Here is a 22,466-nt window from a genome sequence, read left to right on the forward strand (position 1 = left end):
CGAGGAAAGCGATGAGCACCTGCACGACCTATGCGAGTTCCGATCCCGAGGTGGCCGGCACCTGGCCCCCGGTCGAGAAGGCCGCATTCCGCCACTCGATGTCGCGGCTCGCGGCCGCGGTGAACATCATCACGAGCGTGGGCGAGGACGGCTGGTGCGGCTTCACCGCCTCCGCCGTCACGAGCGTGACCGACGAGCCGCCGACCCTCCTCGTGTGCATCAACCGCACGACCCAGGCCCACAAGTCGATTCTGTCGTCCCGCGTCCTGTGCGTGAACACCGTGTCGAAGCCGCATGAAGAGCTGTCGATGGTGTTCGCCGGCTCCGGCGGCAACAAGGACATGGTGAAGCGCTTCGCCGCCGCCAACTGGACGACGCTCGCGACCGGTGCCCCGGTGCTGGAGGACGCCATCGTCGCGTTCGACTGCCGCGTCACCCAGCTCGTCGAGGTCGGCACCCACGACGTGATGATCTGCGAGGTGGTCGCCGTTCGTGACAACGAGCATGCCGGCGGCCTCGTCTATTTCGGCCGACGCTTCCATCACGTCGTCTGAGACGTTCCGAACCGGCAAGGGAGGGCCGATGCGCCTCTCGGTGCTCGATCAGTCGATGGTGGTGGAGGGGCGGGACGCCGGCGAGGCGATCCGCGACACGGTGGCGCTCGCCAACGCGGCCGACGCCTATGGCTATCACCGCTTCTGGGTGTCGGAGCACCACAACGCGCCCGGGCTCGCCGGCACGGCGCCGGAGGTGCTCGCCGCCGCGATCGCGATGTCGACGCGGCGCATCCGCGTCGGCACCGGGGCGGTGCTGTTGCCGCACTATGCGCCGCTGAAGGTGGCGGAGGCGGCGGGCGTGCTCTCGGCGCTGGCGCCGGGCCGCATCGATCTCGGGCTGGCACGCGGGCCGGGTGCCGACCGCCAGACCGCCTATGCGCTGCGTCCGGCGATGCTCGACGATCCGCTCAATGCTCTCGGCGGCCCCGCCTTCGACGAGAGCATCGCGGACGTTCTCGGCTTTCTCGGCATCCGCCCGTTCGAGGAGGGGCATCCGTTCGAGGGCATCGCGGCGAGCCGCGCCGCCGTTCCGCCGCCAGACATCTGGGTGCTGGGCAGCACGGCCGCGAGCGGGCGCGTCGCCGGCCGGCTCGGTCTGCCCTACGTGTTCGCCCACTTCTTCCATGACGGCGTCGGCGCCGACGCGGCGATCGCCGCCTATCGCGCGGCCTGGTCGGGGGAGGGGCGGCCCTATCTCGCCGTCGCCGCCTTCGCGCTCGCCGCGCCGACACGGCTCGACGTCCACCGCCACCTGCTCCCCTATGCGCGCTGGCGGGCGGCGGGTGGGCGGGGCGCGATCCTTCCCTGTGCGAACAGCGGCAAACCCGTCGGCGACGGCGATGCGGCGGAGTTGGCGCGCTGGCGCACCACCCTCATCCACGGTACGGGGGAGGGCGTGGCCGCCGACCTCACGGCGCTCGCCCGCCGCTACGACGCGGACGAGATGATGATCGCGTGCCCCACGGCGGGGCTCGCCGATCGCCGCCGCTCCCTCGGCCTCATCGCCGAGGCCGTGGGGCTGGCCACCGCTCGCTCCCGTTTTTCGCAGGACACCATGGAGTTCGTCGAATGACCGACACACCCGCCGAGATCGATCCAGGCACCTTCTGGCGCACCCTCGGCGCTCGCGCCATCGGCATGACCGTCGTCACGGCCGACAGCGAGGAGGGCCCGACCGGCTTCCTCGGCCTTTCCGCCGCGCACGTGACCGCCTCGCCGCCGACGATGCTCGTCTCCATCGACAAGAAGACGAGCGCGCTCAAGGGCGTCCTCGAGAGCGGCCACTTCGCCGTGAACTTCCTCGACGCCGAAGCCGGCCACGTGGCCGATGCCTTCTCCGGCAAGGCGGGCCTCTCCGGCGCCGACCGTTTCCTCGAGGGCGAATGGACGACGCTCGCGACCGGCGCGCCGGTCTACAAGAACGCCCTCGGCGTGTTCGACTGCGCCGTCGACGAGGTGATCACCCGCGGCGACATCTCGATCGTCGTCGGCACCGTGAAGGGCGTCTCCTCGCGCGGCGACGGCGATCCTCTCGTGTTCTTCCGCGGCAAGACCGTGAAGGGCGTCGCCGCGCCCGAATAGGCCGCGACGCCGGACGGGGCGCCGCGCGCGCCCCGCGACGGGCCTGGAGCACGGCTCGGCCCGTCTTTGCGTTACGTCATGGATTCTTTGTCGAAGGATGTTACCTGTGCCATCACACAGGTATAGAGTAGACCTGTGGGTGCTGCATATTTGATGTGCGGCTTGTGATTATTTATATCAAACGACCATTTCGTTGGCGAAATGCCGCGCAACGCGGCATAAATTCATGCGTTTATTCTGAACCGTCCTTCGCTTCTTCCGAATGGGCGGCGTCTCCGCGGCCTGCCTAGAGTGGACTATGGCGTCGCAAGCGGGCGAGGCGGGCTCCGATCCCGCGCGTTCGCCGACGCGGGACATCAGGAGACGTTATCTTCGTGGCTGCGCGACCGTTTCACCTCGCCTGGTTTCTGCAAGGCTCGAGCATCCAGGCCTGGGGTGCCCCCTGGACTGGCAACATTTCCGAAGATTGGATGTATCCGTCGCTCTTCATCGACCTCGTCAAGTCGATGGAACGCGCCTGCTTCGACTATATCCTCATCGAAGATTCGATCTACATCGGCCAGAACTGGAAGGACTCGCGAGAGATCTTCCTGAAGAACGGCATGTGCACCCCGCGGCAGGAGCCGTCGGTGGTGGCCACGCTGATGGCGGCGCACACCAAGCACCTCGGCATCGTGCCGACGCTCTCCACGTTCGCCTATCATCCCTACCTCACCGCCCGCATCGTCGGCACGCTCGATCAGATTTCCGCCGGCCGCGGCGGCTGGAACATGGTCACGGGTTCATCGGACCTCTCCGCCCAGAATTTCGGCATGCCGCGCCTGCCCAACCATGACGACCGCTACGTCATGGCCGAGGAATATGTGCAGATCTGCAAGGGTCTGTGGGGCTCGTGGGAGCCGGGAGCGATCGTCGCCGACCGCAAGTCGGGCGTCCTCATCGACCACGAGAAGGTCCACACCATCGACTTCGAGGGCGACTATTATTCCTCGCGCGGGCCGCTCAACTCCGGCCCGCTGCCGCAGGGCCAGCCGGTGATCGCCCAGGCCGGCGGCTCCAAGAGCGGCAAGGCCTTCGCCGCCCGCCACGCCGACACGGTGGTCGCCGCCCCGAAGGGCGTTGCCGCCATGAAGGCCTATCGCGACGACGTGCGCGCCGAGCGTGTCGCCGCCGGCCTCGATCCCGACACGGTGAAGATCCTCTATCTCCTCTCGCCCGTCGTCGGGGAGACGGAGACCGAGGCGCGCGACAAGGCCGAGCGCCGTCGCGAGACCGCCGCCGCCAACCTCGATCTGCGCCTCGCCCGCCTCGGCTGGTCGACCAACATCGACTTCTCCGATTGCGATCTCGACGCGCCGGTCGGCTCCTTCACCACCAACGGCCACCAGTCGAGCCTCAACCAGTTCCTCAAGGGCTCGGAAGGCAAGACGCTGCGCGAGGCGATCATCGACCACTCCTCGTCGGGCTACACCGTCGACGTGGTCGGAACGCCGGAATCCTGCGCCGCCCAGATGGAAGAGATCATGGACGAAGTCGGCGGCGACGGCTTCCTCCTCGAGCTCGGCGACCTCTCGCGCCGGTCCGTCGCCTCCATCATCGACGGACTGGTGCCGGAGCTGCAGCAGCGCGGGCTGACCCGCAAGGCCTATTCCCACGCCCACCTCAGGGACAACCTCCTTGAGTTCTGACCGATCCCCCATGGCATCCGTATCGTCCCACCGGAGATCCTCGATGACGAAGCTTTTCTCCCTCCATGCGCTCGGCACCGCGCTCGCGGTCGTCGCCGGCGGCGTGCTCGCGACCGGCGCCTCGGCCGAAACGCTGCGCCTCGGCAATGAGGGCGTCTACCCGCCGTTCTCGATGATCGATTCGGACGGCAATCCCTCCGGCTTCGAGCCGGACCTCGCCCGCGAGGTCTGCAAGCGCATGGACGTGGATTGCGAAATCATCGTGATGGACTTCAAGGCGCTGATCCCGTCGATCCTGCAGGGCAAGTTCGACATGATCACCACCCAGCTCGCCCCGACCCCTGAGCGGCTCGCCAAGCTCACCTACGGGCGGCCGATCGTCTACAACCCGATGACCTTCGTGGCGAAGAAGGACACGGACTACGAGTACACCAAGGAAGGTCTCGAGGGGAAAGGCATCAAGCTCGGCCTGCAGCGCGGTGCCGCGTCGATCCCCTACGTCGACAAGCATTGGGGCGACGTGTTCGAGCGCGTCTACTACGACAACCCGGACCAGATGAAGCTCGACCTGCTCGCCGGCCGCATCGACATGGTGTTCGATTCCAAGATCAACTGGACCATCGAGCTGATCGACAAGCCGGAGGGCGAGCCCTACAAGCTGACCGGCGGCGACCACTGGATCGGCGATCCGGACATTCCGCCCGCCAAGCGCGGCTACAGCTGGGCCGTGCGCAAGGGTGACCCCGAGGGCGAGGCGCTGATCGAGAAGGTGAACGCCACCATCGACGCGACGCTCGCCGACTGCACCTTCACCGAGCTGCGCAAGAAGTATCTCTCGGCCCCGATCCTGACCGCCGAGGAGCCTTGCCTCTAGCCACTACGGAACGGGTCGGCCGCATGCCGGCCCGTCGCCTTCGGGCCAACGACAATGGGAGACGACGCGAGGAGACGCGCCACACGCGCCCCGCCCACCCTGCGCACGGAGCCTGACCCGCGATGAACCTCACCCCCGAACAATTCTGGGGCTACATGGGCCAGCTCGGCCATGGCGCCCTCATCACGCTGCAGCTCTTCTTGGCGAGCTTCGTCCTGGCGCTGGTCCTCGGCATCGTCATCGGCATCGTCACGCTGTCGAAGAACGTCGTCATCCAGGCGATCTGGCGAGTCTACGCCTCGGCGATGATGGGCGTGCCCTCGCTCCTCGTCATCTTCCTGCTCTACTATGGCGGCAGCGCCATCCTCACCGGCATCTTCGGCATGTCGCGCTATATCGACGTGACGCCCTTCCAGGCGGGCATGGCGGCGCTCACCATCGTCTACGCCGCCTACGTCGCCGAGCTCGTCCACGGCGCGGTGCGCAACATGCCGAAGGGCCAGTTCGAGGCCTGCGCCGCGCTCGCCCTGCCGCCGGTGGTGCGCTGGGTCTACGTGATCCTGCCCCAGGTGATCCGTCTCGCGCTGCCGGGCCTCGTCAACATCTGGCTGATCGTCCTGAAGGATACGCCGCTCGTGTCCCTCGCCGGCCTCAACGACCTCGTCGCCACTTCCAAGATCGCGGCGGGCGCCACCAAGGAGCCGTTCATCTTCTTCATCGCCGCGGCGCTGTTCTTCGTGATCATCAACGCGGCGACGATGCCGCTCGCCGACCGCCTGGAGCAGCGCTTCGGCCGCGGGCACGCGAGGGGCAACGCATGAGCGGCCTGCCGATCGACTTCGCACTCGCCTGGAAGAGCCTGCCCGTCATGTTCGACGGGCTGCTGACCACCGTCTTCCTCACCGTGTCGGTGCTGATCATCGGCGCCGTGGTGTCGGTGCCGCTGGCGCTGGCGCGGATGTCGAAGAAGCGCATCTTCTCCTGGCCGGCGGCGATCTTCGTCATGTTCTTCCGCGGCTCGCCGCTCCTCATCCTGCTCTACCTCGTCTACTACGGCTTCGGGCAGATCTCGGCGATCCGCGACGGGCCGCTGTGGGTGGTGTTCGGCGACGCCTACGCCTGCGCCATCATCGGCCTGTCGCTCAACCACATCGCCTTCCTGGTCGACGTGGTGCGCGGCAGCCTGCGCGCGGTGCCCTCGGGGCTCGTCGAGGCGTCGGCGGCGCTCGGCAACTCGCCGCGCGACACCTTCCGCTACATCCAGATGCCGCTCGCCGTCCGCTACGGCCTCAAAGCCTACCAGAACGAAGTCATCATGTTCACCAAGGGCACGGCGGTGGTGAGCGTCATCACGGTGGTGGACCTCACGGCGGTCGCCAACGAGCTCTTCGAGATGACCTATGACCCGTTCACGCCGATGCTGACGGCGGGCTTCTTCTACTGGGTGCTCATCAACGTGATGCGCTTCGGCTTCCGACGGCTCGAGACCTACCTCAACCGCCACCAGGCGACGGAGCCGCCGCGGCACGAGGCGGCGAGCCTCGCCGAGACGCGGCCGCTCCCGGAGGCGACGCTCGGCCCGCGGCCGATGCCGACGTCGAGCGAGGAGACCGCGTCGGTCCGCGAGACGCGGAGGGTCGCCCTTTGAGCGCCACCGAGAGCCGTCCCGTCGCCATCAGCATGAGCGGGGTCGAGAAGTTCTACGGCACCTTCAAGGCCCTCGCCGGCATCGATCTCACGGTGCATCGGGGCGAGAAGATCGTGGTGTGCGGACCGTCGGGCTCGGGCAAGTCCACGCTGATCCGCTGCATCAACAGCCTCGAGCCGCACGATGCCGGCAGCATCGTGGTGAACGGCATCAACGTCGACGGCTCGGCCTCGGCGACGCGCGACGTGCGCCTCGAATGCGGCATGGTCTTCCAGCACTTCAATCTCTTCCCGCATCTCACGGTGCTGGAGAATTGCATGCTCGCCCCGCGCCTCAACCGCGCCCTCTCCAAGAAGGTCAACGAGACGCTGGCACGCCGCTTCCTCGCCCACGTCCAGGTCGAGGAGCACGCCCACAAATATCCGAGCCAGCTCTCCGGCGGCCAGCAGCAGCGCGTGGCGATCGCCCGGGCGCTGTGCATGGAGCCGCCCATCATGCTGTTCGACGAGCCCACCTCCGCGCTCGACCCGGAGGTCATCAACGAGGTGCTCGGCGTGATGGAGATGCTCGCCGCCGAAGGCATGACCATGGTGTGCGTGACGCACGAGATGGGCTTCGCCCGCCGCGTCGCCAACCGCTGCGTGTTCATGGACAAGGGCGAGATCGTCGAGGTGAACACCGCCGACGCCTTCTTCGACACCCCGAGCTCGCCGCGCCTCCAGTCCTTCCTGTCGCGCATCTTGCACTGAGCTTGCCGCCTGCGCGGCTCGCGGGCGACTTCACGGGGCTGTGTGGCAGCGCCGCTTCATCGGCGGGCGGGGGAGATGCTATCCCTCGTCGGACGGCTGGCGGCGGATGAGGCGGGATGACGCGCGGATCGTTCGAGGACTATTTCGATGCGCTCGCCCAGCGCGAGTCGAGCGACGACTACGGCCTCGTCAGCTCGCTCGGCTTTCTCGGGCGCTACCAGATGAGCGAGCCGTCGCTTCAGGAGATCGGCTACTATCGCGGCGACGGCACCGCGGCGATCGACTTCGTCGGCGCCTGGACCGGCCGCAACGGCATCAACTCCACCGCCGACTTTCTCGCGAGCCAGGGCGTGCAGGACGCCGCGGCGCGCGAATATACCGACTGGAACTGGCAGATCCTCTCCCAATACGGCTTCGACATCTATGCCGGGCAGACCCTCAACGGGCACCGTCTGACGGTCTCCGGCATTCTCGGCGCCACCTGGCTCGTCGGCTTCGAAGGGATGCGGGCCTTTCTGGAATCGGGCGGCCAGATCGCCGCGGACGATCCCTACGGCACGTCGATGCTCGAATATCTGGCGCTCCTCAACGACTACGACGTGCCGGCCCGCTACTCCGTCTCGCTGGGCGGCGACAACGTGCTGACGGGCGGCGCCGGGGACGATCGCTTCGTCGGGCGCGGCGGCAACGACCGCATCGACGGCGGCGCGGGCTACGACGGCGCCGTCTACCGCGGCGACTTCGACGAGTATCGGATCGACGCCGCGGCCGACGGCAGCGTGCGCATCGCCCATAGCGGCGGCTCCGGCATCGACGGCGTCGATCGGACCACGGGGATCGACTATTTCGTGTTCGCCGACCGCACGGTCGCGCGCGCCGACATCGAGGATGGCGACGGCGGCCGCGGCACCGCGGTCGACGGTGCCCGTCTCGTCGGCAGCGGCGGGCCGGACCGCCTGATCGGCACCGCCGGCGACGACGTGATCCTCGCCGCACGCGGCGACGATTTCGTGCGCAGCGGGCGCGGCGACGACCGCACCAAGGCCGGCTCCGGCGACGACGTGGTGGTGGGCGCGGCCGGGCGCGACGTGATCGCCGGCGGCGGTGGAGACGACCGGCTCGTCGCGGGCTCGGGGGACGACCGCGTCGCGGGCGGCGGTGGCGGCGACGTCGTGAAGGCGGGCACCGGCAGCGACACCGTCGCCGGCGGGGCGGGCGCCGACCTTCTCGTCGGCGGTGCCGGCGCCGACGAGATCCGCGGCGGCGCGGGTGCCGACACGCTCTTCGGCGGCAGCGGCGACGACGCGATGTTCGGCGGCGGCGGCGCGGACCTCTTCGTGTTCGGCCCCGGCGACGGGCACGACTGGATCGGCGACTTCGACCCCGCCACGGACGTGGTCGATCTCACCCGCCACTCCGGCCTCGCCCATCTCGCCGACCTCCTCGTCAAGACCTCTGCGGAAGGCTTTGCGATCCTCAGTCCGACGGCGGCGGACAGCGTGACCCTCGCCGGCGTGCGCCCGGAGGATCTCGACGAGGGCAACGTCCTCGTCTGACGTGCATGCGCAAGCTATGCGTTGCCTGCGGGTCTCCTGCGAGAGACATGCGCCTTCCCGCTTGCGGCTTTGCGCGCTTCGCCCGATGAGCTAATCCCATCCCATATGACCGAACCCGCCGACGATGGTACATCGAGCCTCACCTGGTTTCTCAGGGGCACGACCCATCTCTTCTCGCTTCCCGCGCTCGTTCTGATGACGGCGCAGGTCGGCTTCGCCGCCCTCGCGCGCGAGGCCGGCTTCGACGTCTGGCAGTCGATGTTCCTGAACGTCGCCATCTGGGCGCTGCCGAGCCAGGTGGTGTTCGTCGGCTTCGTGGGCTCGGGCGCCTCGCTCGCCACCATCATGCTGGCGGTGGCGCTGTCCGGGGTGCGCTTCATGCCGATGGTGATGTCCTGGTCGCCCGTGGTGCGCGCGCCCAACACGCCGCGCTGGCAGCTCTACTTCCTCTCCTGGTTCGTCGCCATCACGGCCTGGGTGTTCGCCATGGCGAAGCTGCCGCGCCTCTATCGGCGGGCGCGCATTCCCTTCTTCGCCGGCTTCGCCATGGGGTTGACCTTCTCCAACATGGCGGTGGTCGGCATCGCCCACACGATGCTCGGCGAGTTCCCCGCCGTGGTCGCCGCCGCGCTCATCTTCCTCACGCCGAACTACTTCATCATGGCGCTGTGGGGCTCGGCACGGGCGAGCGCCGACAAGATCGCTCTCGGCACCGGACTGGTGCTCGGGCCGCTCTGCGCCACCGTCGTTCCAGGCGCCGATCTCCTCGTCGCCGGTCTCGTCGGCGGCACCTTCGCCTACATCGTGCAGCGCATCATCTCGGCACGGAGATCGGTATGATGGCGGACGACACCGTCTTCTCCCTCATGGGGCTCGGGACCTATCTCACGATCCTCGTCGCAGCGGCGCTGCCGACGCAGATCTGGCGCTGGCTCGGCGTGCTGTTCGCTGGTCGCCTCGACGATCAGTCCGAGCTCTTCATCTGGGTGAAGGCGGTGGCGACGGCGCTGGTGGCGGGCGTCATCGCCAAGCTGATCCTGACTGAGAACGGGCCGCTCGCCACCGTGCCCGCCTTGGCGCGGGTGGGGGCGGCCGCCGTGGGCTTCGTGGTCTATCTGCTCGGCGGCCGGCGCCTTGCCCTCGGGGTGTTCGGCGCCGAGGTGGCGTTGCTCGCCTCCTGGTTCACGCTGCGCTGACGGCGGCGCGCAGCCTCTGCGCATTCGCCTTCACCTCTTCGGCCGGGGCCATCTCGCCCGAATGGGGGCGCAGCGGCACCCCCTCGTGGCGCGGCAGCACGTGCCAATGGGTGTGGAACACCATCTGGCCGCCGGCGCTCTCCACGAAGTGCTGGACCGTCACCCCGTCGGCCGCGAAGGCCGCTTTGACCGCCTTCGCCATGCGCTGCACGGTGTGCACGCAGGCGGTGAGGTCGCTCGGGTCGATGTCGAGGATGTTGCGCGAGGCGGCTTTCGGCAGCACCAGGCAATGGCCCGGCACGCGGGGCATGATGTCCATGATCACGCGGGTCTTCTCGTCCTCGTAGACGGTCTCGGACGGCAGCTCGCCGCGCAGGATCTTGGCGAAGATGTTGTCGGGATCGTAGGCCGTCATGGCACTCTTTCCGTTGTCTCAGGGGATCGATCGGGGACGGGCGATGTCGAGCACGCGGCGCGCGGAGCGGGTGAGGAGACCGGCCCGCCGGTTGCGCGTCGGCAGGCGGCGCATGAGGATCTCCATGCCCTCCGAATAGAGGGCGAACTCGTCGGTGAGGATCGCGGCGATGGCGCGGCGGATCTCCGGGTCGGCCATCGGCTTTTCCGAGTTCACGTTGCCGCCGGTCGCCGTGTCGTGCAGCCCGAGGAGCGGCAAGGCGAGGGGGAAGAGCTCGCTGATGCCGACGAAGCCGTAGTCCGACAGCGGGGCGCCCTCGCAATAGTAGCGCTGGAAGGTGCGCACCCGATCGAGCATGGCGAACTCGACCACCGAGAGATCGCCGGCGTGCACGGCGTCGTTCATCTTGTTGCCGGCGAGCTCCTGCCGGCGGACGAAGTGGTAGTGCGAGACGACGTGCTCTACCGGCTCGCGCAGCCACACCCACATCTGCGACGGGTCGTCGACGATCGGCACGATGTTGCGCGCCTTGAAGTGGCCGTGCAGCACCCGCACGCCGGCGGCTTCGAGGTCGCGCACCATCTCCTTGTCGAACTCGTGCGGCTTGCGCCGGGCGAGGGAATGGGTGCGCGCGTTGTCGGGACCATAATAGAGCGCCAGCCCGGTGCCGTAGCGGTGGGCGAGGATCTGGCGGAACCGGGTGCCGGCCGTCTTCGGGATGTGAATGGAGAAGTACATGGTCGGCGGGCAGGCTCAGCCTTTGCGATAGGGCGTATAGGTGTTGAGCACGTCGTTCTGATGCGTCACGGCGCGCCGCTCCCGGTCGAGATAGTCCTTCACCGCCTCCCGCAGGCCGGAATGGCGCAGATAGTGCGCCGAGCGCGTGGCGCAGGCCTCGTAGCCTCTGGCGAGCTTATGGTCGCCCTGAGCACCGGCCTCCACCCGCTCCAGCCCGTGGGCGATCGCGAAGTCGATGGCCTGGTAGTAGCACACCTCGAAGTGGAGGAAGGGGTGATCCTCGGTGCATCCCCAATAGCGGCCGAAGAGGGTGTGCGAGCCGGCAAGGTTCAGGGCACCCGCCACCGGCCGTCCCGCCCGCTCGGCGAAGATCAGCACGACGCGATGGGCGAGCCGCTCGCCGAGCAGCGAGAAGAAGGTGCGATTGAGGTAGGGCCGCCCCCACTTGCGCGACCCGGTGTCGGAATAGAACTCGAAGAAGGCGTCCCAATGGGCTTCGGTGATGTCGTCGCCGGTGATCCAGCGGATGGTGATGTCGTTGGCGAGAGCGTCGCGCCGCTCGCGCCGCACCTGCTTGCGCTTGCGCGAGGCGAGGGCGGCGAGGAAGTCCTCCGGCGTCGCGTAGCCGCGATTGGTGAAGTGGAACTGGGTGTCGTGGCGGATCAGATAGTGGGCCGCCTCGAGGGCGGCGATGTCGGCGTCCTCGGCGAAGGTGACGTGGACCGACGAGGCGTCGGTCTGCTCGGCGAGGGCGACGAGCGCCCGGGCGAGGATGTCGCGCCGGCCCGTCTGGTCGCGGTCGCCCACGAGGAGGCGCGGCCCCTGGGCGGGGGTGAAGGGTACCGCGGTCTGGAGCTTCGGATAGTAGCGGCCGCCGGCCCGGGCGAACGCGTCCGCCCAGCCGTGGTCGAAGACGTACTCGCCCTGGCTGTGGCTCTTCAGGTAGGTCGGGGCGGCGGCGATCGGGGTGCCGCCGTCGCGCACCACGAGGTGGCGCGGGAACCAGCCGCTGCGCCCGCCGACGCAGCCCGCATCCTCGAGCGCGGAAAGAAAGTCGTAGGAGACGAACGGGTTGAAGGGCGCCGGGCCGCCGCCTTCGAGCCGTCCGCCGGGGCCGAGGCACCAGCCGGGGTTGGCGAGCCCGTCCCAATTCGATCGACCGACCTCGGAAAGGTCGCCGGTCGCTTCGATCGTGAGCGTATCCATCGCGCGCTCCTTCAAGGGTGGAGGGGCCGGCCGCCGTGGCGGCGGGGCGCGATCCTCCAGCAACATAAGGGCCGTGGCAGCGGGTGTCGCGGGGGGCGCGGCGCTGCGCCCTGCCGAGGGTGCTGCACGTCGTGTGCCGCAATCAGGCGGCAAACCCCTCGAAGATGATCTGGTCGGCGTAGGGGGCGACGCGCCGCGCCTCCGCGCGCGAGCGCACCGTCCAGGCGAGAACCGGGCGCTTGCGGCGCGCGAGCCAGGGTCCCGGATGGGGCAGCGCCGTCGCGAAGTAGGCGACGAAGTCGGCGCGTGTGCGCGGCAGGTGCAACAGCATGTCGCGGCCGAAGCGGTTCACCAGCGAGGCGGCCTTCGCCTCGCCGCCGGCGAGAATGCCGAGCGGTGTGTCGGGGAGCGCCGCGCGCAGCATCGCGAGGAGGTCGACGTCGAAGGTCATCACCGCCGCCGCCCCGCCATAGCCGGCGAGAGCGCGGCCGATCGCCGCCGTCATCGCCGCCTTCGCCGCCTCCCCGGGCGGCGCCTTCAGCTCGATGAAGAGCGCCGCGCGACCGCTCGTGAGCGCCAGAAGATCCGTCACCGAAGACAGCGTCTCGTCACACCCGCGCACGGCGACCGCGCGCAGCTCGTCGAGCGTATGGTCGAGGACGCGGCCGGCGCGGAAGGTGGTGCGCTCCAGCATGGCGTCGTGGATCATCACGAGGCCGCCGTCGGCGGTGAGGCGGAGGTCGACCTCCACCCCGTAGCCCGCCTCGATCGCCGCTTCGACGGCGGTGAGGGTGTTCTCGGCGAGCCCCTCGCCGTGCAGTCCGCGATGGGCGATGGGGCGCGCCGTCAACCAGTCCGGAACGAGCCCGGTTATAGCGCGATCTCCACCACGCCCTCGACCTCGACGGCGGCACCGAAGGGCAGGTTGGCGACGCCCACCGCCGCACGGGCGTGGCGGCCGCTGTCGCCCATCACCTCGGCGAAGAGGTTCGAGGCGCCGTTGATGACGGCGGGATGGTCGCCGAAGTCGGGGGTGGAATTCACGAACCCGTTGACCTTCACAATGCGCACGAGGCGGGAGAGGTCGCCGCCGAGCGCGTTTTTCACGTGCGCGAGAATATGAAGGGCGCACAGGCGTGCGGCGGCCTGCGCATCGGCCACGCTGACGGTCTCGCCACAGCGGCCGACGCACTCGAGCCCGTTCGGCCCCATCGGCAGCTGGCCGGACACGAAGAGCAGCGATCCGGTCTGCACGACGGGCACATAGGAGCCTTGCGGGGCGGTCGGCTGGGGCAGGGTGTAGCCGAGGCGCGTCAGCGCGTCCTCGATGCTGTTGGTCATGGAAGGCTCCTTTTCGTTCCCGCCGAGCAATAGGTAGGTTGCCGGACGGGCGCAAGCGGCCACCCGGCCGACTTGACGACACCCGTCGGCACCATAGAAACCGTCACCGTGCGGCGTGTGGGCACGGGGTGACCGCGCGCGACCGGCAACCCGGGCGGCTCGTTCCGCCGCTGCCCCCCGAAGGAGGATGCCCATGGCTCTCACACTCAGCGCACGCACGAGGCGGCTGCTGCGCCGGCGCGTCGCTCCCGCGCTCCTCGGCGCCGTGGCGGCCTCCGTCGGAGTGGCGGGCGCGGCGCAGGCGGCGGGCGCTCTGGTGCCCCACCGCGCCGTCTACGACGTGACGCTCAGCCGCGCCGAAGCGAGCGCCAGCATGATTTCGGCGAAGGGCCGGCTCGTGTTCGAGCTCTCCGGCGCCCGCTGCGAGGGCTACGTGGTGAACTCGCGCTTCGTCACCCGCGTGATGGACCGGGAGGGCAACAGCCGCGTCACCGACCTGCGCTCCTCCACCTTCGAGGCGATGGATCCGGCCGAGTTCACCTTCCTCAACCAGACCTATATCGACGACAACCTCGCCTCGGAGGTGAAGGGATCGGCCGAGGCGAAGGCGGGCGGCGTCGAAGTGACGCTGACGGCGCCGAAGCAGGCGACGTTGGAGCTCGGCCGTGCGCTCTTTCCCACCGCCCACACCCAGCTGATCCTCGATTCGGCGGCGGCCGGCGAGCGCGTGCTCGAGGCCCCGATCTTCGACGGCGGCGACAACGCCGACACCCTCTACGACAGCACCACGGTGATCGGGCCGGAGCGCACCGACCTGCCCGGCGCGAGCGAAGAGGAGCGTGCCAAGCTCTCGGTGATCGAGAATGCCGAGGCGATGAAGGCGTGGCGTCTCGTGATCAGCTACTTCGCCGCCGACGGCGGGACGGGGGAGAAGGTGCCCGACTACGAGCTGACCTTCACCCTGCTCGAGAACGGCATCAGCTACGACGTGATGTTCGACTACGGCGCCTTCGCGCTCACCGGCCGGCTCAGCGAGCTGGAGCTTCGCGAGGCCCCGGACTGCTGAGGGAAAGCCGCCCGTGAGCGCGACGGCGACCGGCGCCGCGCTCGGCCGCCCGCGCGGACGGGCTCAGTTGCTGTCGGCCGGGAGCGTCGGCAGTGGCAGCACGTCGATCCCCTCGTCGACGAGGGCGCGCGCCTCGGCGAGATCGGCCTGGCCATAGATGCCGCGCCGCTCGGTCTCGCCGTAGTGCATCTTGCGGGCCTCCTCGGGGAAGGCCCGGCCGACGTCGACGCTCGTTTCCATCACCGCCTTGCGGATCGCGGTGACCGCCTCCCGCAACGCCTCCGCGCGCGGGTCCATCAGCGCCACCTCCTGCTGCTGCGGCGGCGACTTGGCGGCCGGTGCGGTGGCCTCGGGCGCCGCATCGTCGTTCGCCACGCTGGCGCCACCGGTGTTGATGCTGGGTGCCATCAGCGCGCGCTCCACCTCTGTGGAGCCGCAGATGGGGCAGGAGAGGAGCCCCTCGGTCGCTTGCCGCTCGAAGGCGGCGGAGGAGGCGAACCATCCGTCGAACGCGTGCCCGGCAGCGCACTTCACGCTGTAATGGATCATGAGGCGCTCCGGCGGGCCGGGGCTTCGGTCCGCGTGACGGCGAAGGGGCGGCGGGCGGTGAGCACGGGAACCTGCTGACGCACCGTGTCGACCAGCGAGAGGTCGAGGTCGGCGGCGATGAAGGAGGGCGTCGCCTCCGCCTCGGCGAGGACGCGGCCCCAGGGGTCGACGATCATCGAATGGCCGTAGGTGGTGCGTCCGTCCTCGTGGGTGCCCTCCTGGGTGGCGGAGATCACGAAGGCGCCGTTCTCGATGGCGCGGGTGCGCACCAGGGTGTGCCAGTGGGCCCGCCCGGTCACGTCGGCGAAGGCGGCCGGGATCGCGAAGGCCGTGGCGCCGGCGAGGGCGAGCTCCTCGTAGAGGCGGGGAAAGCGGACGTCGAAGCAGATGGTGATGCCGAGCCGCAGGTCGCCCACCTCGGCGAGCACGGCGCTCTCGCCGGGCTGATAGGTGCTGCTCTCGCGGAAGCGCTCGCCGTTCGGCAGGTCCACGTCGAACATGTGGATCTTGTCGTAGCGGGCGACGATCTCGCCGTCGGGACCGATGAGGAAGGCGCGGTTGCGCCACATGTCGCCGTCGCGCACCACCACCGAGCCGATGTGGATGTGGACGCCCGCATCGGCCGCGAGGGCGCGCAGGGCGAGGATGGTGGGCTCGCGCTCTTCCGTCGTCACGTGCGGTTCGGCGAGCGCCTTCTTCCGCTGGACGAGGTTGGTGACCTCCGGCGTCTGCACGTAGACCGCCCCGTCAGCGATGGCGGCACGGGCGAGGGCGACGGCTTGGTCGGCGTTTTCGGACGGCGTCGCGGTCGAGCGCATCTGAAGTGCCGCGACGCGCATGGTCACAGCGTACCCTCGAGCGCGGCGTCGAGCTTGCCGGACCGTTCGAACGCCATCAGCTCGTCCGATCCGCCGACATGAAGGTCGCCGATGAACACCTGCGGGAACGTGCGGCGGCCGGAACGGGCGATCATCTCGTCGCGAAACTTGGGGTCCTTCGAGGCGTTGTGCTCGGTGAAGTCGACGCCCTTCTGCTCCAAGAGGCGGATGGCGCGGGTGCAATAGCCGCAAAAGTCCCGCGTATAGATGTCGACGTTCGCCATAGTCTCAAACCTCCGCACGATTGGCGATCTTGCACATATGGTGCCAAGCCCCACTTCGGCAACTGCGAAGTGGGAAACCGGCTGTGGCGGCAATCGCTTGGCCGGCCGAGCGTGGCGCGCCGGCAAATCCCCGCCGCGTGCCGTCCCGTCGATGCGCGGTTCCGTCCGGCCTCGCGCTCGTTGGTGCGCCATCTATTGCGGCTCGCGGTTCTCGCCGACCACGCGGGCGAAGACTGCGACGTTCACCGATTGGGCACCTGCCGCCTGCAGCGTCACCGCCAAGGAGTCGACCGTGGCGCCCGTGGTGAGCACGTCGTCCACCAGGAGGATGCGGCGTCCCTTGACGGCGCCGGGGTCCGCCACCTTGAAGGCCTTGGCGAGGTTGTTCGCCCGCTGATCGCGGCTGAGGCCCACCTGGTGGCGGGTGTGGCGCACACGGCGCACCGCGCGCCGGTCGACCGGCAGCCCGACCAGCGGGGCGAGGCGGTCGGCGATCATCACCGACTGGTTGAACCGGCGCACGGCGAGGCGGCGGCGGTGGAGGGGCACCGGGATCATCACGTCGGCCTCGCCGGCGAGATCGCGGATGGCGGGGGCCATCAGGCGGGCCATCAGATCGGCGATCCCCGGCACGTCGTGATATTTCAGCTCGTGGATCAGCCGTTGGCTCGTCGGCCCGAACACCACCGCGGCGCGGGCCCGGTCGTAGAGCGGGTGGTTCCAGCGCAGCTCCGGCGAGCGGGCGCCGGGCCCGGCATCGAAGGCGAGGGGGGTGCCGGTGATGTCGCAGATCGGCGGAGTGATGATCTCGAGCCCCCGCCAGCACTCGCCGCAGAGACTTCGCGGCTCGCTGAGCGGGCGGCGGCAGACCGCGCATACGGGGGGCACCACCGCGTCGAGCGCGTGGCGGCCCATCTGCGCGAGTTCGGCGCGGGCGGCGAGGATCACGCCCCAGGCGAGGGGAGCGTCGGGGCGGGCGGGGGGACGCGACGTCGGATGCGGATCGGTCTGGCTCATCCGGGCATTGTAGACACGTCATGAAATACAATCAAAGGGCGTATTGGGGTTGGGCTGGCGCGACGCTAGATTTAGCGGATGATGTTCGACCGCACCCGCCTTGCCAGCCGTCCGCGTCTTGCCGAGGCCGACTTCCTTCACACCTTCGCCGCGCGCGAGATCGTGGAGCGCCTCGCCCTCGTCAACCGGCGCTTCGCGACGGGGCTGGTCACCGGCCCGCTCACGCCGGCGATCCGCGAGGTGTGGGCCGAGGCCGCGGTCGACTTCACCTATGCGGGCCCCGCCCTCGCCGACGCGCCGGACGTGGTCGCCGACGTGCGCCTTCCCTTCCGCCGCGCCTTTGCGCTGGCGATCTCGATCAACGAGATCCACGTCGCCGACGACCCGGTGACGATGCTCGGCGAGTTGCGCGGCACCTTGGCGGCCGACGGTCTCTTCCTCGGGGCGGTACCGTCGGCCGGGACGCTCGACGAGCTCGCCGACGCGCTCCTCGTCGCCGAGGCGGAACTCTCCGACGGGGCGGCGATGCGGGTCGCTCCCTTCGCCGACGTACGGCGTTGGGGTAACGGCCTCAGCCGCGCCGGCTTCGCCCTGCCGGTCGCCGACGAGATGCGTCTGACGGTGCGTTACGACAACCTCGCCCACCTCCTGCGCGACATCGGCGCGATGGGCTTGAAGGGGATCCTCGCGGCGCGTCGGCCGGCCCCGCGCCGTCTGTTTGAGCGGGCCGAGGCCGTCTATCGCGCCCGCTATGGCGACCCCGACGGGCGGCTGCGCGCCACTTTCGCCTTCGCCTTCCTGTCGGGCTGGGCGCCGGACCCGAGCCAGCAGAAGCCGGCGAAGCGCGGGTCGGCCACCCACTCGCTGGAGGCCGCGCTCAAGAAGCTGGAGCGCGGCTGAGCCGGTTCAATGAACTCGCGTTCGCCGAACCGACTCCAGCATCGTTGTCTGCGCGCGTTCCGAGCGGAAAACCGGCTCCACTATTCCGGAATGCGCTCCAGCTCTCGGCTCGCGCGTGGTCGCTCGCCCGCGGCGGGGCCTGCGGCTCAGCCCCAGAGCTCGGGGATCGGCGGGTGGACGATGGAGCCCTCGTAGTGGAGGCCCGGCGTGCGGTCCTCGGCGAGGAGGAGGGGACCGTCGACGTCCACGAAGTCGGCCTCCTGGGCGGCGTAGATCGCCGGCGCCATCGATAGCGACGTGCCGACCATGCAGCCGAGCATCACTTTGAGGTCGAGCGCCTTCGCCGCCTTCACCATCGCCAGCGCCTCGGTGAGGCCGCCCGCCTTGTCGAGCTTCACGTTCACCGCGTCGTAGCGCGCGGTGAGGCGCTCGAGGTCGCCGCTCGTGTGGACGCTCTCGTCGGCGCAGATCGGCACCGGGTGGGAGATGTTGGCGAGCACCCCGTCACGCGAGGCCGGAAGCGGCTGCTCGATCAGCGCCACGCCCGCCTTGGCGCAGGCCGACATGTTGATGAGAAGGTTGTTCTCGCTCCACCCTTCGTTGGCGTCGACGATCAGCGTCGCCTCCGGCGCGGCCTCGCGCACGGCGGCGATGCGCGCCTCGTCGGCCCGCCCGCCGCCGAGCTTCACCTTGAGGAGGGGGCGGGCGGCGTTGCGCGCCGCCTCGGCCATCTCCTCCGGCTCGCCGAGCGACAGCGTGTAGGCCGTCGTTAGCGGGGAGAGGGTGAGGCCGAGCTTCGCCGCGACGCTCTCGCCGGAGCGCTTGGCCTCGAAGTCCCACAGCGCGCAGTCGATGGCGTTGCGCGCCGCGCCCGCCTTCATCGTGGCGCGCAGCCCCTCCCGGTCGAGGCCCTCGGCGATGGCGTTCGCCTCGGCCTCCACCTCGGCGATGACCCCCTCCATCGTCTCGCCGTAGCGGGGGTAGGGGACGGCCTCGCCGCGGCCGGTGTGGGTGCCGTCGGTGATCGTCGCGACGATCACCTTCGCCTCCGTGCGCGACTCCCGCGAGATGCGGAAGGCGCCGGCGATCGGGAAGACCTCGGCGGTGACGGTGAGGCGAATCATAGAGAGAACTCGGCGGCGAGGTGGTCGACGAGCGGGTCGACGCCGAAGCGCACCGGGTCGGTGGCCGGCAGGCCGTGCGCGGCAGCGGTCTCTTCGAGGAACTTGCCGGCGGCGATCTCGTCGAGGGCGGCGGTGTTCACCGCGATCCCCACCGGGCGGATGTCGGGATTGGTCAGCCGGCCGAGCGCGACCGTCATGTCGATCACCTGCTGGATCGTCGGCATGGGGGTCGGCACGTTGCGCATCGTGGTGCGCGTCGGCTCGTGGCACACGATGAAGGCGTCGGGCTGGGAGCCGTGCAGAAGGCCGAGCGACACGCCGGCGAAGGAGGGGTGGAACAGCGATCCCTGACCCTCCACGACCTGCCAGGCATTCTCCTCGGTCGCCGGGGTGAGCCACTCGGCGGCGCCGGAAATGAAGTCGGCGATCACCGCGTCGATCGCCACGCCGCGGCCGGAGATGAACACGCCGGTCTGCCCGGTGGCGCAGAAGGTGGCGTCGAGGCCGCGGGCACGCATACCCGCCTCCATCGCGAGCGCGGTGTACTTCTTGCCGATGGAGCAGTCCGTTCCGACGGTGAGGAGGCGCTTGCCCGGCCGCTTCACGCCCTTGCCGGTCTCGAAGGCCTGGGCGGTGCGGCGCACGTCGAACACTTCGCGGCCGAGGCGTTCGGCCGCCGCGGCGATCTCCGGCACGTCGATCAGTCGCTTGTGGAGGCCGGCGGCGATGTCCATCCCCGCCTCCATGGCGTCGACGATCGACTGCACCCAGTGCTCAGGCAGCTTGCCGCCCGCGTTGACGACGCCCACGATCATCGTCTTGGCGCCGGCGGCGGCGGCTTCGGCGGCAGTCATCTCCGGCAGCTTGGCGTCGGCTCCGCAACCGGGTAGGCGCCATTGGCCCACGCACCAGTCCCGGCGCCAATCGACGATGCCGAGAGCGGTTTTGGCCGCGAGGGCATCCGGCACGTCGCCGAGAAACAGGAGGTAGGGGCGCTTGAGTTCCATGGCGTGGTCTCTGTGGTGAGGATTTCATGCAGCACTCATGTGGCACCTCTCCCGGAGACGGGTCCACACGGGTGACGCGGTTCGCGATAGCCGCTAACACCTATCATACACATGGAATTTGAAGAGGCGATGGACGCGCACGCCCCAACGACACGCCCGGGAGTGAAAGTCGAGCGCGATGGCGACACCGTCATCGTCGTGGCGACTGGCGCGTGGACCATCCGCAACAGCCGCCAGGCCGAGGCGGCGATGGCGGCGGTCGACCTCTCGGCGTCCAAGCTCGTGTTCGATCTGAGCGGCGTCGTCGACATCGACACCGCCGGGGCCTGGGTCATCTACCGCGAGCGCGGCAAGGCGGAGTTCGCCGGCCGCTCGGTCAAGCTGCGCGGCGCCGACGAGCGCGTGCTGTTCCTCCTCGAGGAGATCGAGCTCCATATTCCGGGGCCCGACGACTGGCCGCGGCGGCCCTATTGGATCGTGCGCTTCCTCACCGACATGGGCGAGGGCACCGTGCGCATGGGGCACGACGCGCTCGCGCTGCTCTCGATGCTCGGCGTCTTCGGTCTGCGGCTCACCACGGCCTTCACCCACTATCACCGGCTGCGCGGCAACTCGATCCTGTCGAACTTCGACCGCGCCTGCCGCGGTGCCGTGCCCATCGTGATGCTGATGAGCTTCCTCGTCGGCCTCATCATCGCCCAGCAGGCCGGCTTCTACCTCATGAGCTTCGGCGCCACGCTCTACGTGGTGGACCTCTCCGGCATCCTGATCCTGCGCGAGATCGGGGTGCTGCTCGCCGCGATCCTCGTCGCCGGCCGCTCCGGTTCCGCCTTCACCGCCGAGATCGGCGCCATGCGCATGCGCGAAGAAGTGGATGCCCTCCACGTCCTCGGCCTCGATCCGGTGGAGGTGCTCGTGGTGCCGCGCCTCATGGCGCTGATGGTGGCGATGCCGATCCTCGCCTTCCTCTCCGACATCGCCGCTCTCTTCGGGGCGGGACTGATCTCCTGGCTCTATCTCGGCATCACGCCCGACATCTTCATGCAGCGCCTCAACGAGGCGGTGACACCGATGGAGTTCTATATCGGGGTCGGCAAGGCGCCGTTCATGGCGCTGATCATCGGCCTCGTCGCCTGCAACGAGGGCATGAAGGTCGGCGGCAGCTCCGAGTCTCTCGGCCTCCACACGACGCAGGCGGTGGTGAAGGCGATCTTCCTCGTGATCGTCGTCGACGGGCTCTTCGCCATGTTCTTCGCGGCGCTCGGCATATGAACGACGTGTCCGAACCCGCCCGCCGCCCGCCGCCCAAGTCGGGGACGCCGGAAAACATCATCGAGGTGCACGACGTCACCGTCTCGTTCGGCAACTTCAACGTCTTCAAGCACCTCGATCTCGAGGTGCGCACCGGCGAGATTCTCGGCTTCGTGGGCGGCTCGGGCACCGGCAAGTCGGTGCTGATGCGCACCATCCTCGACCTGGTGTCGAAGCAGGAAGGCACCATCCGCCTGTTCGGCCAGGACGTCGACGAGCTCGACCCCGTCGCGCGCCAGCGCCTCAACCGGCGCTACGGCGTGCTCTTCCAGATGGGCGCCCTGTTCTCCTCGCTCACGGTCCGCGAGAACATCCAGGTGCCGATGCGCGAGAACTACTCCGTCAACCGCAAGCTGATGGACGAGCTCGCCCTTCTGAAGCTCGACATGGTCGGTCTGCCGCGCAGCGCCGCCGACAAGATGCCCTCCGAGCTCTCCGGCGGCATGATCAAGCGCGCCGGCCTCGCCCGCGCCCTGTCCATCGATCCGGAGCTCCTCTTCGTCGACGAGCCCACCTCCGGCCTCGATCCGATCGGCGCGGCGAGCTTCGACGATCTCATCGCCCGGCTGCGCGATACCCTCGGCCTCACCGTCTACATGGTCACCCACGACCTCGACAGCCTCCACACCGTGTGTGACCGCGTTGCCGTCCTCGCCGACAAAAAGGTGATCGCCACGGATACGGTGAGCAACCTTTTAGATTTCGATCATCCTTGGGTGCAGGAATATTTCCGCGGTGAACGCGGCCGCCGCTTCATTCCGAGCGGGGAGCAGAACGCCACCCAGAGTACACCTTCGGCCCCGAGCGGCGCGTCCGCGCCGCCCAACGAGTTGGACTGAGC

The 22,466-nt window shown here is 69.2% G+C and carries 26 protein-coding genes; 15 read left to right on the top strand and 11 right to left on the bottom strand.

Annotated elements, in window-relative coordinates:
* Positions 1–11 precede the first annotated feature (11 nt).
* From JCR33_RS00075 to JCR33_RS00125, 11 genes are all read left to right on the top strand, one after another.
* Positions 12–554 (top strand): flavin reductase, encoded by a 543-nt coding sequence (locus JCR33_RS00075; RefSeq protein WP_198879971.1) that lies wholly within the window; start codon positions 12–14, stop codon positions 552–554.
* 28 nt (positions 555–582) lie between these two features.
* Entirely contained in the window at positions 583–1,629 is a 1,047-nt protein-coding gene (locus JCR33_RS00080) for an MsnO8 family LLM class oxidoreductase (protein WP_198879972.1), read from the top strand.
* Positions 1,626–2,138 (top strand): flavin reductase family protein, encoded by a 513-nt coding sequence (locus JCR33_RS00085; protein WP_198879973.1) that lies wholly within the window; start codon positions 1,626–1,628, stop codon positions 2,136–2,138. Before JCR33_RS00080 ends, JCR33_RS00085 begins: the two co-directional genes overlap by 4 nt.
* A 374-nt stretch (positions 2,139–2,512) precedes the next feature.
* A complete protein-coding gene (locus tag JCR33_RS00090) occupies positions 2,513–3,826 on the top strand; it encodes an NtaA/DmoA family FMN-dependent monooxygenase (protein ID WP_198879974.1) in 1,314 nt (437 codons plus the stop codon).
* A 43-nt stretch (positions 3,827–3,869) separates the two neighbouring features.
* A complete protein-coding gene (locus JCR33_RS00095) occupies positions 3,870–4,700 on the top strand; it encodes a transporter substrate-binding domain-containing protein (protein ID WP_198879975.1) in 831 nt (276 codons plus the stop codon).
* 122 nt (positions 4,701–4,822) lie between these two features.
* Positions 4,823–5,521 (top strand): ABC transporter permease, encoded by a 699-nt coding sequence (locus JCR33_RS00100; RefSeq protein ID WP_198879976.1) that lies wholly within the window; start codon positions 4,823–4,825, stop codon positions 5,519–5,521.
* Complete coding sequence (locus JCR33_RS00105) at positions 5,518–6,348, top strand: ABC transporter permease (protein WP_198879977.1); 831 nt, start codon at positions 5,518–5,520, stop codon at positions 6,346–6,348. The genes JCR33_RS00100 and JCR33_RS00105 overlap by 4 nt, the downstream gene beginning before the upstream one ends.
* 32 nt (positions 6,349–6,380) lie before the next feature.
* Positions 6,381–7,097, top strand: coding sequence for an amino acid ABC transporter ATP-binding protein (locus JCR33_RS00110; RefSeq protein ID WP_198880530.1), 717 nt, complete (start codon positions 6,381–6,383; stop codon positions 7,095–7,097).
* 116 nt (positions 7,098–7,213) lie between these two features.
* Complete coding sequence (locus JCR33_RS00115) at positions 7,214–8,653, top strand: calcium-binding protein (RefSeq protein WP_198879978.1); 1,440 nt, start codon at positions 7,214–7,216, stop codon at positions 8,651–8,653.
* Positions 8,654–8,758: 105 nt separating this feature from the next.
* Entirely contained in the window at positions 8,759–9,493 is a 735-nt protein-coding gene (locus tag JCR33_RS00120; protein ID WP_198879979.1) for an AzlC family ABC transporter permease, read from the top strand.
* Positions 9,490–9,849, top strand: a complete 360-nt coding sequence (locus JCR33_RS00125) for an AzlD domain-containing protein (protein WP_232372051.1) — start codon at positions 9,490–9,492, stop codon at positions 9,847–9,849. The genes JCR33_RS00120 and JCR33_RS00125 overlap by 4 nt, the downstream gene beginning before the upstream one ends.
* On the opposite strand, the gene JCR33_RS00130 is transcribed toward JCR33_RS00125, so the two are convergent.
* The 5 genes from JCR33_RS00130 to JCR33_RS00150 all read right to left on the bottom strand — a co-directional run bounded on the left by JCR33_RS00130 (position 9,836) and on the right by JCR33_RS00150 (position 13,549).
* The gene (locus tag JCR33_RS00130) at positions 9,836–10,264 is read right to left on the bottom strand and encodes an HIT family protein (RefSeq protein ID WP_198879980.1); all 429 of its coding nucleotides are present in this window, start codon (positions 10,262–10,264) and stop codon (positions 9,836–9,838) included. The genes JCR33_RS00125 and JCR33_RS00130 overlap by 14 nt on opposite strands.
* Positions 10,265–10,282: 18 nt before the next feature.
* On the bottom strand, positions 10,283–11,002 hold the full coding sequence (locus JCR33_RS00135; RefSeq protein ID WP_198879981.1) for a hypothetical protein: 720 nt from the start codon (positions 11,000–11,002) through the stop codon (positions 10,283–10,285).
* Positions 11,003–11,017: 15 nt separating this feature from the next.
* Positions 11,018–12,208: a GNAT family N-acetyltransferase gene (locus tag JCR33_RS00140; RefSeq protein WP_198879982.1), complete on the bottom strand. Its 1,191-nt coding sequence runs from the start codon at positions 12,206–12,208 to the stop codon at positions 11,018–11,020.
* Between the two features lie 142 nt (positions 12,209–12,350).
* Complete coding sequence (locus JCR33_RS00145; RefSeq protein ID WP_198879983.1) at positions 12,351–13,058, bottom strand: glycerophosphodiester phosphodiesterase family protein; 708 nt, start codon at positions 13,056–13,058, stop codon at positions 12,351–12,353.
* Between the two features lie 20 nt (positions 13,059–13,078).
* Positions 13,079–13,549 carry a RidA family protein gene (locus tag JCR33_RS00150; RefSeq protein ID WP_198879984.1) on the bottom strand — a complete coding sequence of 157 codons (471 nt, stop codon included), beginning with the start codon at positions 13,547–13,549 and terminating at the stop codon, positions 13,079–13,081.
* A 193-nt stretch (positions 13,550–13,742) separates the two neighbouring features.
* Here JCR33_RS00150 and JCR33_RS00155 point away from each other — a divergent pair, with 193 nt between their 5' ends.
* Entirely contained in the window at positions 13,743–14,615 is an 873-nt protein-coding gene (locus tag JCR33_RS00155; protein WP_198879985.1) for an EipB family protein, read from the top strand.
* A 63-nt stretch (positions 14,616–14,678) separates the two neighbouring features.
* On the opposite strand, the gene JCR33_RS00160 is transcribed toward JCR33_RS00155, so the two are convergent.
* The 4 genes from JCR33_RS00160 to JCR33_RS00175 all read right to left on the bottom strand — a co-directional run bounded on the left by JCR33_RS00160 (position 14,679) and on the right by JCR33_RS00175 (position 17,283).
* Positions 14,679–15,164 carry a DUF1178 family protein gene (locus JCR33_RS00160; RefSeq protein ID WP_198879986.1) on the bottom strand — a complete coding sequence of 162 codons (486 nt, stop codon included), beginning with the start codon at positions 15,162–15,164 and terminating at the stop codon, positions 14,679–14,681.
* Positions 15,161–16,003, bottom strand: a complete 843-nt coding sequence (locus JCR33_RS00165; RefSeq protein WP_198880532.1) for a carbon-nitrogen hydrolase family protein — start codon at positions 16,001–16,003, stop codon at positions 15,161–15,163. The genes JCR33_RS00160 and JCR33_RS00165 overlap by 4 nt, the downstream gene beginning before the upstream one ends.
* Before the next feature lie 2 nt (positions 16,004–16,005).
* Positions 16,006–16,266 carry a glutaredoxin 3 gene (gene grxC / locus JCR33_RS00170; protein WP_198879987.1) on the bottom strand — a complete coding sequence of 87 codons (261 nt, stop codon included), beginning with the start codon at positions 16,264–16,266 and terminating at the stop codon, positions 16,006–16,008.
* A 192-nt stretch (positions 16,267–16,458) separates the two neighbouring features.
* Complete coding sequence (locus JCR33_RS00175; RefSeq protein ID WP_198879988.1) at positions 16,459–17,283, bottom strand: ComF family protein; 825 nt, start codon at positions 17,281–17,283, stop codon at positions 16,459–16,461.
* A gap of 78 nt (positions 17,284–17,361) precedes the next feature.
* Here JCR33_RS00175 and JCR33_RS00180 point away from each other — a divergent pair, with 78 nt between their 5' ends.
* Entirely contained in the window at positions 17,362–18,183 is an 822-nt protein-coding gene (locus tag JCR33_RS00180; protein ID WP_198879989.1) for an SAM-dependent methyltransferase, read from the top strand.
* A 146-nt stretch (positions 18,184–18,329) separates the two neighbouring features.
* On the opposite strand, the gene dgcA is transcribed toward JCR33_RS00180, so the two are convergent.
* Both dgcA and dgcN read right to left on the bottom strand, forming a co-directional pair.
* On the bottom strand, positions 18,330–19,307 hold the full coding sequence (gene dgcA, locus JCR33_RS00185; RefSeq protein ID WP_198879990.1) for an N-acetyl-D-Glu racemase DgcA: 978 nt from the start codon (positions 19,305–19,307) through the stop codon (positions 18,330–18,332).
* Positions 19,304–20,314: an N-acetyltransferase DgcN gene (dgcN, locus tag JCR33_RS00190; protein ID WP_198879991.1), complete on the bottom strand. Its 1,011-nt coding sequence runs from the start codon at positions 20,312–20,314 to the stop codon at positions 19,304–19,306. The genes dgcA and dgcN overlap by 4 nt, the downstream gene beginning before the upstream one ends.
* A 162-nt stretch (positions 20,315–20,476) precedes the next feature.
* Here dgcN and JCR33_RS00195 point away from each other — a divergent pair, with 162 nt between their 5' ends.
* Positions 20,477–21,586 carry an ABC transporter permease gene (locus JCR33_RS00195; RefSeq protein WP_332461083.1) on the top strand — a complete coding sequence of 370 codons (1,110 nt, stop codon included), beginning with the start codon at positions 20,477–20,479 and terminating at the stop codon, positions 21,584–21,586.
* The gene (locus JCR33_RS00200) at positions 21,583–22,464 is read left to right on the top strand and encodes an ABC transporter ATP-binding protein (protein WP_198879993.1); all 882 of its coding nucleotides are present in this window, start codon (positions 21,583–21,585) and stop codon (positions 22,462–22,464) included. The genes JCR33_RS00195 and JCR33_RS00200 overlap by 4 nt, the downstream gene beginning before the upstream one ends.
* The last annotated feature ends 2 nt before the right edge of the window (positions 22,465–22,466 follow it).

The organism is Acuticoccus mangrovi (assembly GCF_016411865.1).
GTDB lineage: Bacteria > Pseudomonadota > Alphaproteobacteria > Rhizobiales > Amorphaceae > Acuticoccus > Acuticoccus mangrovi.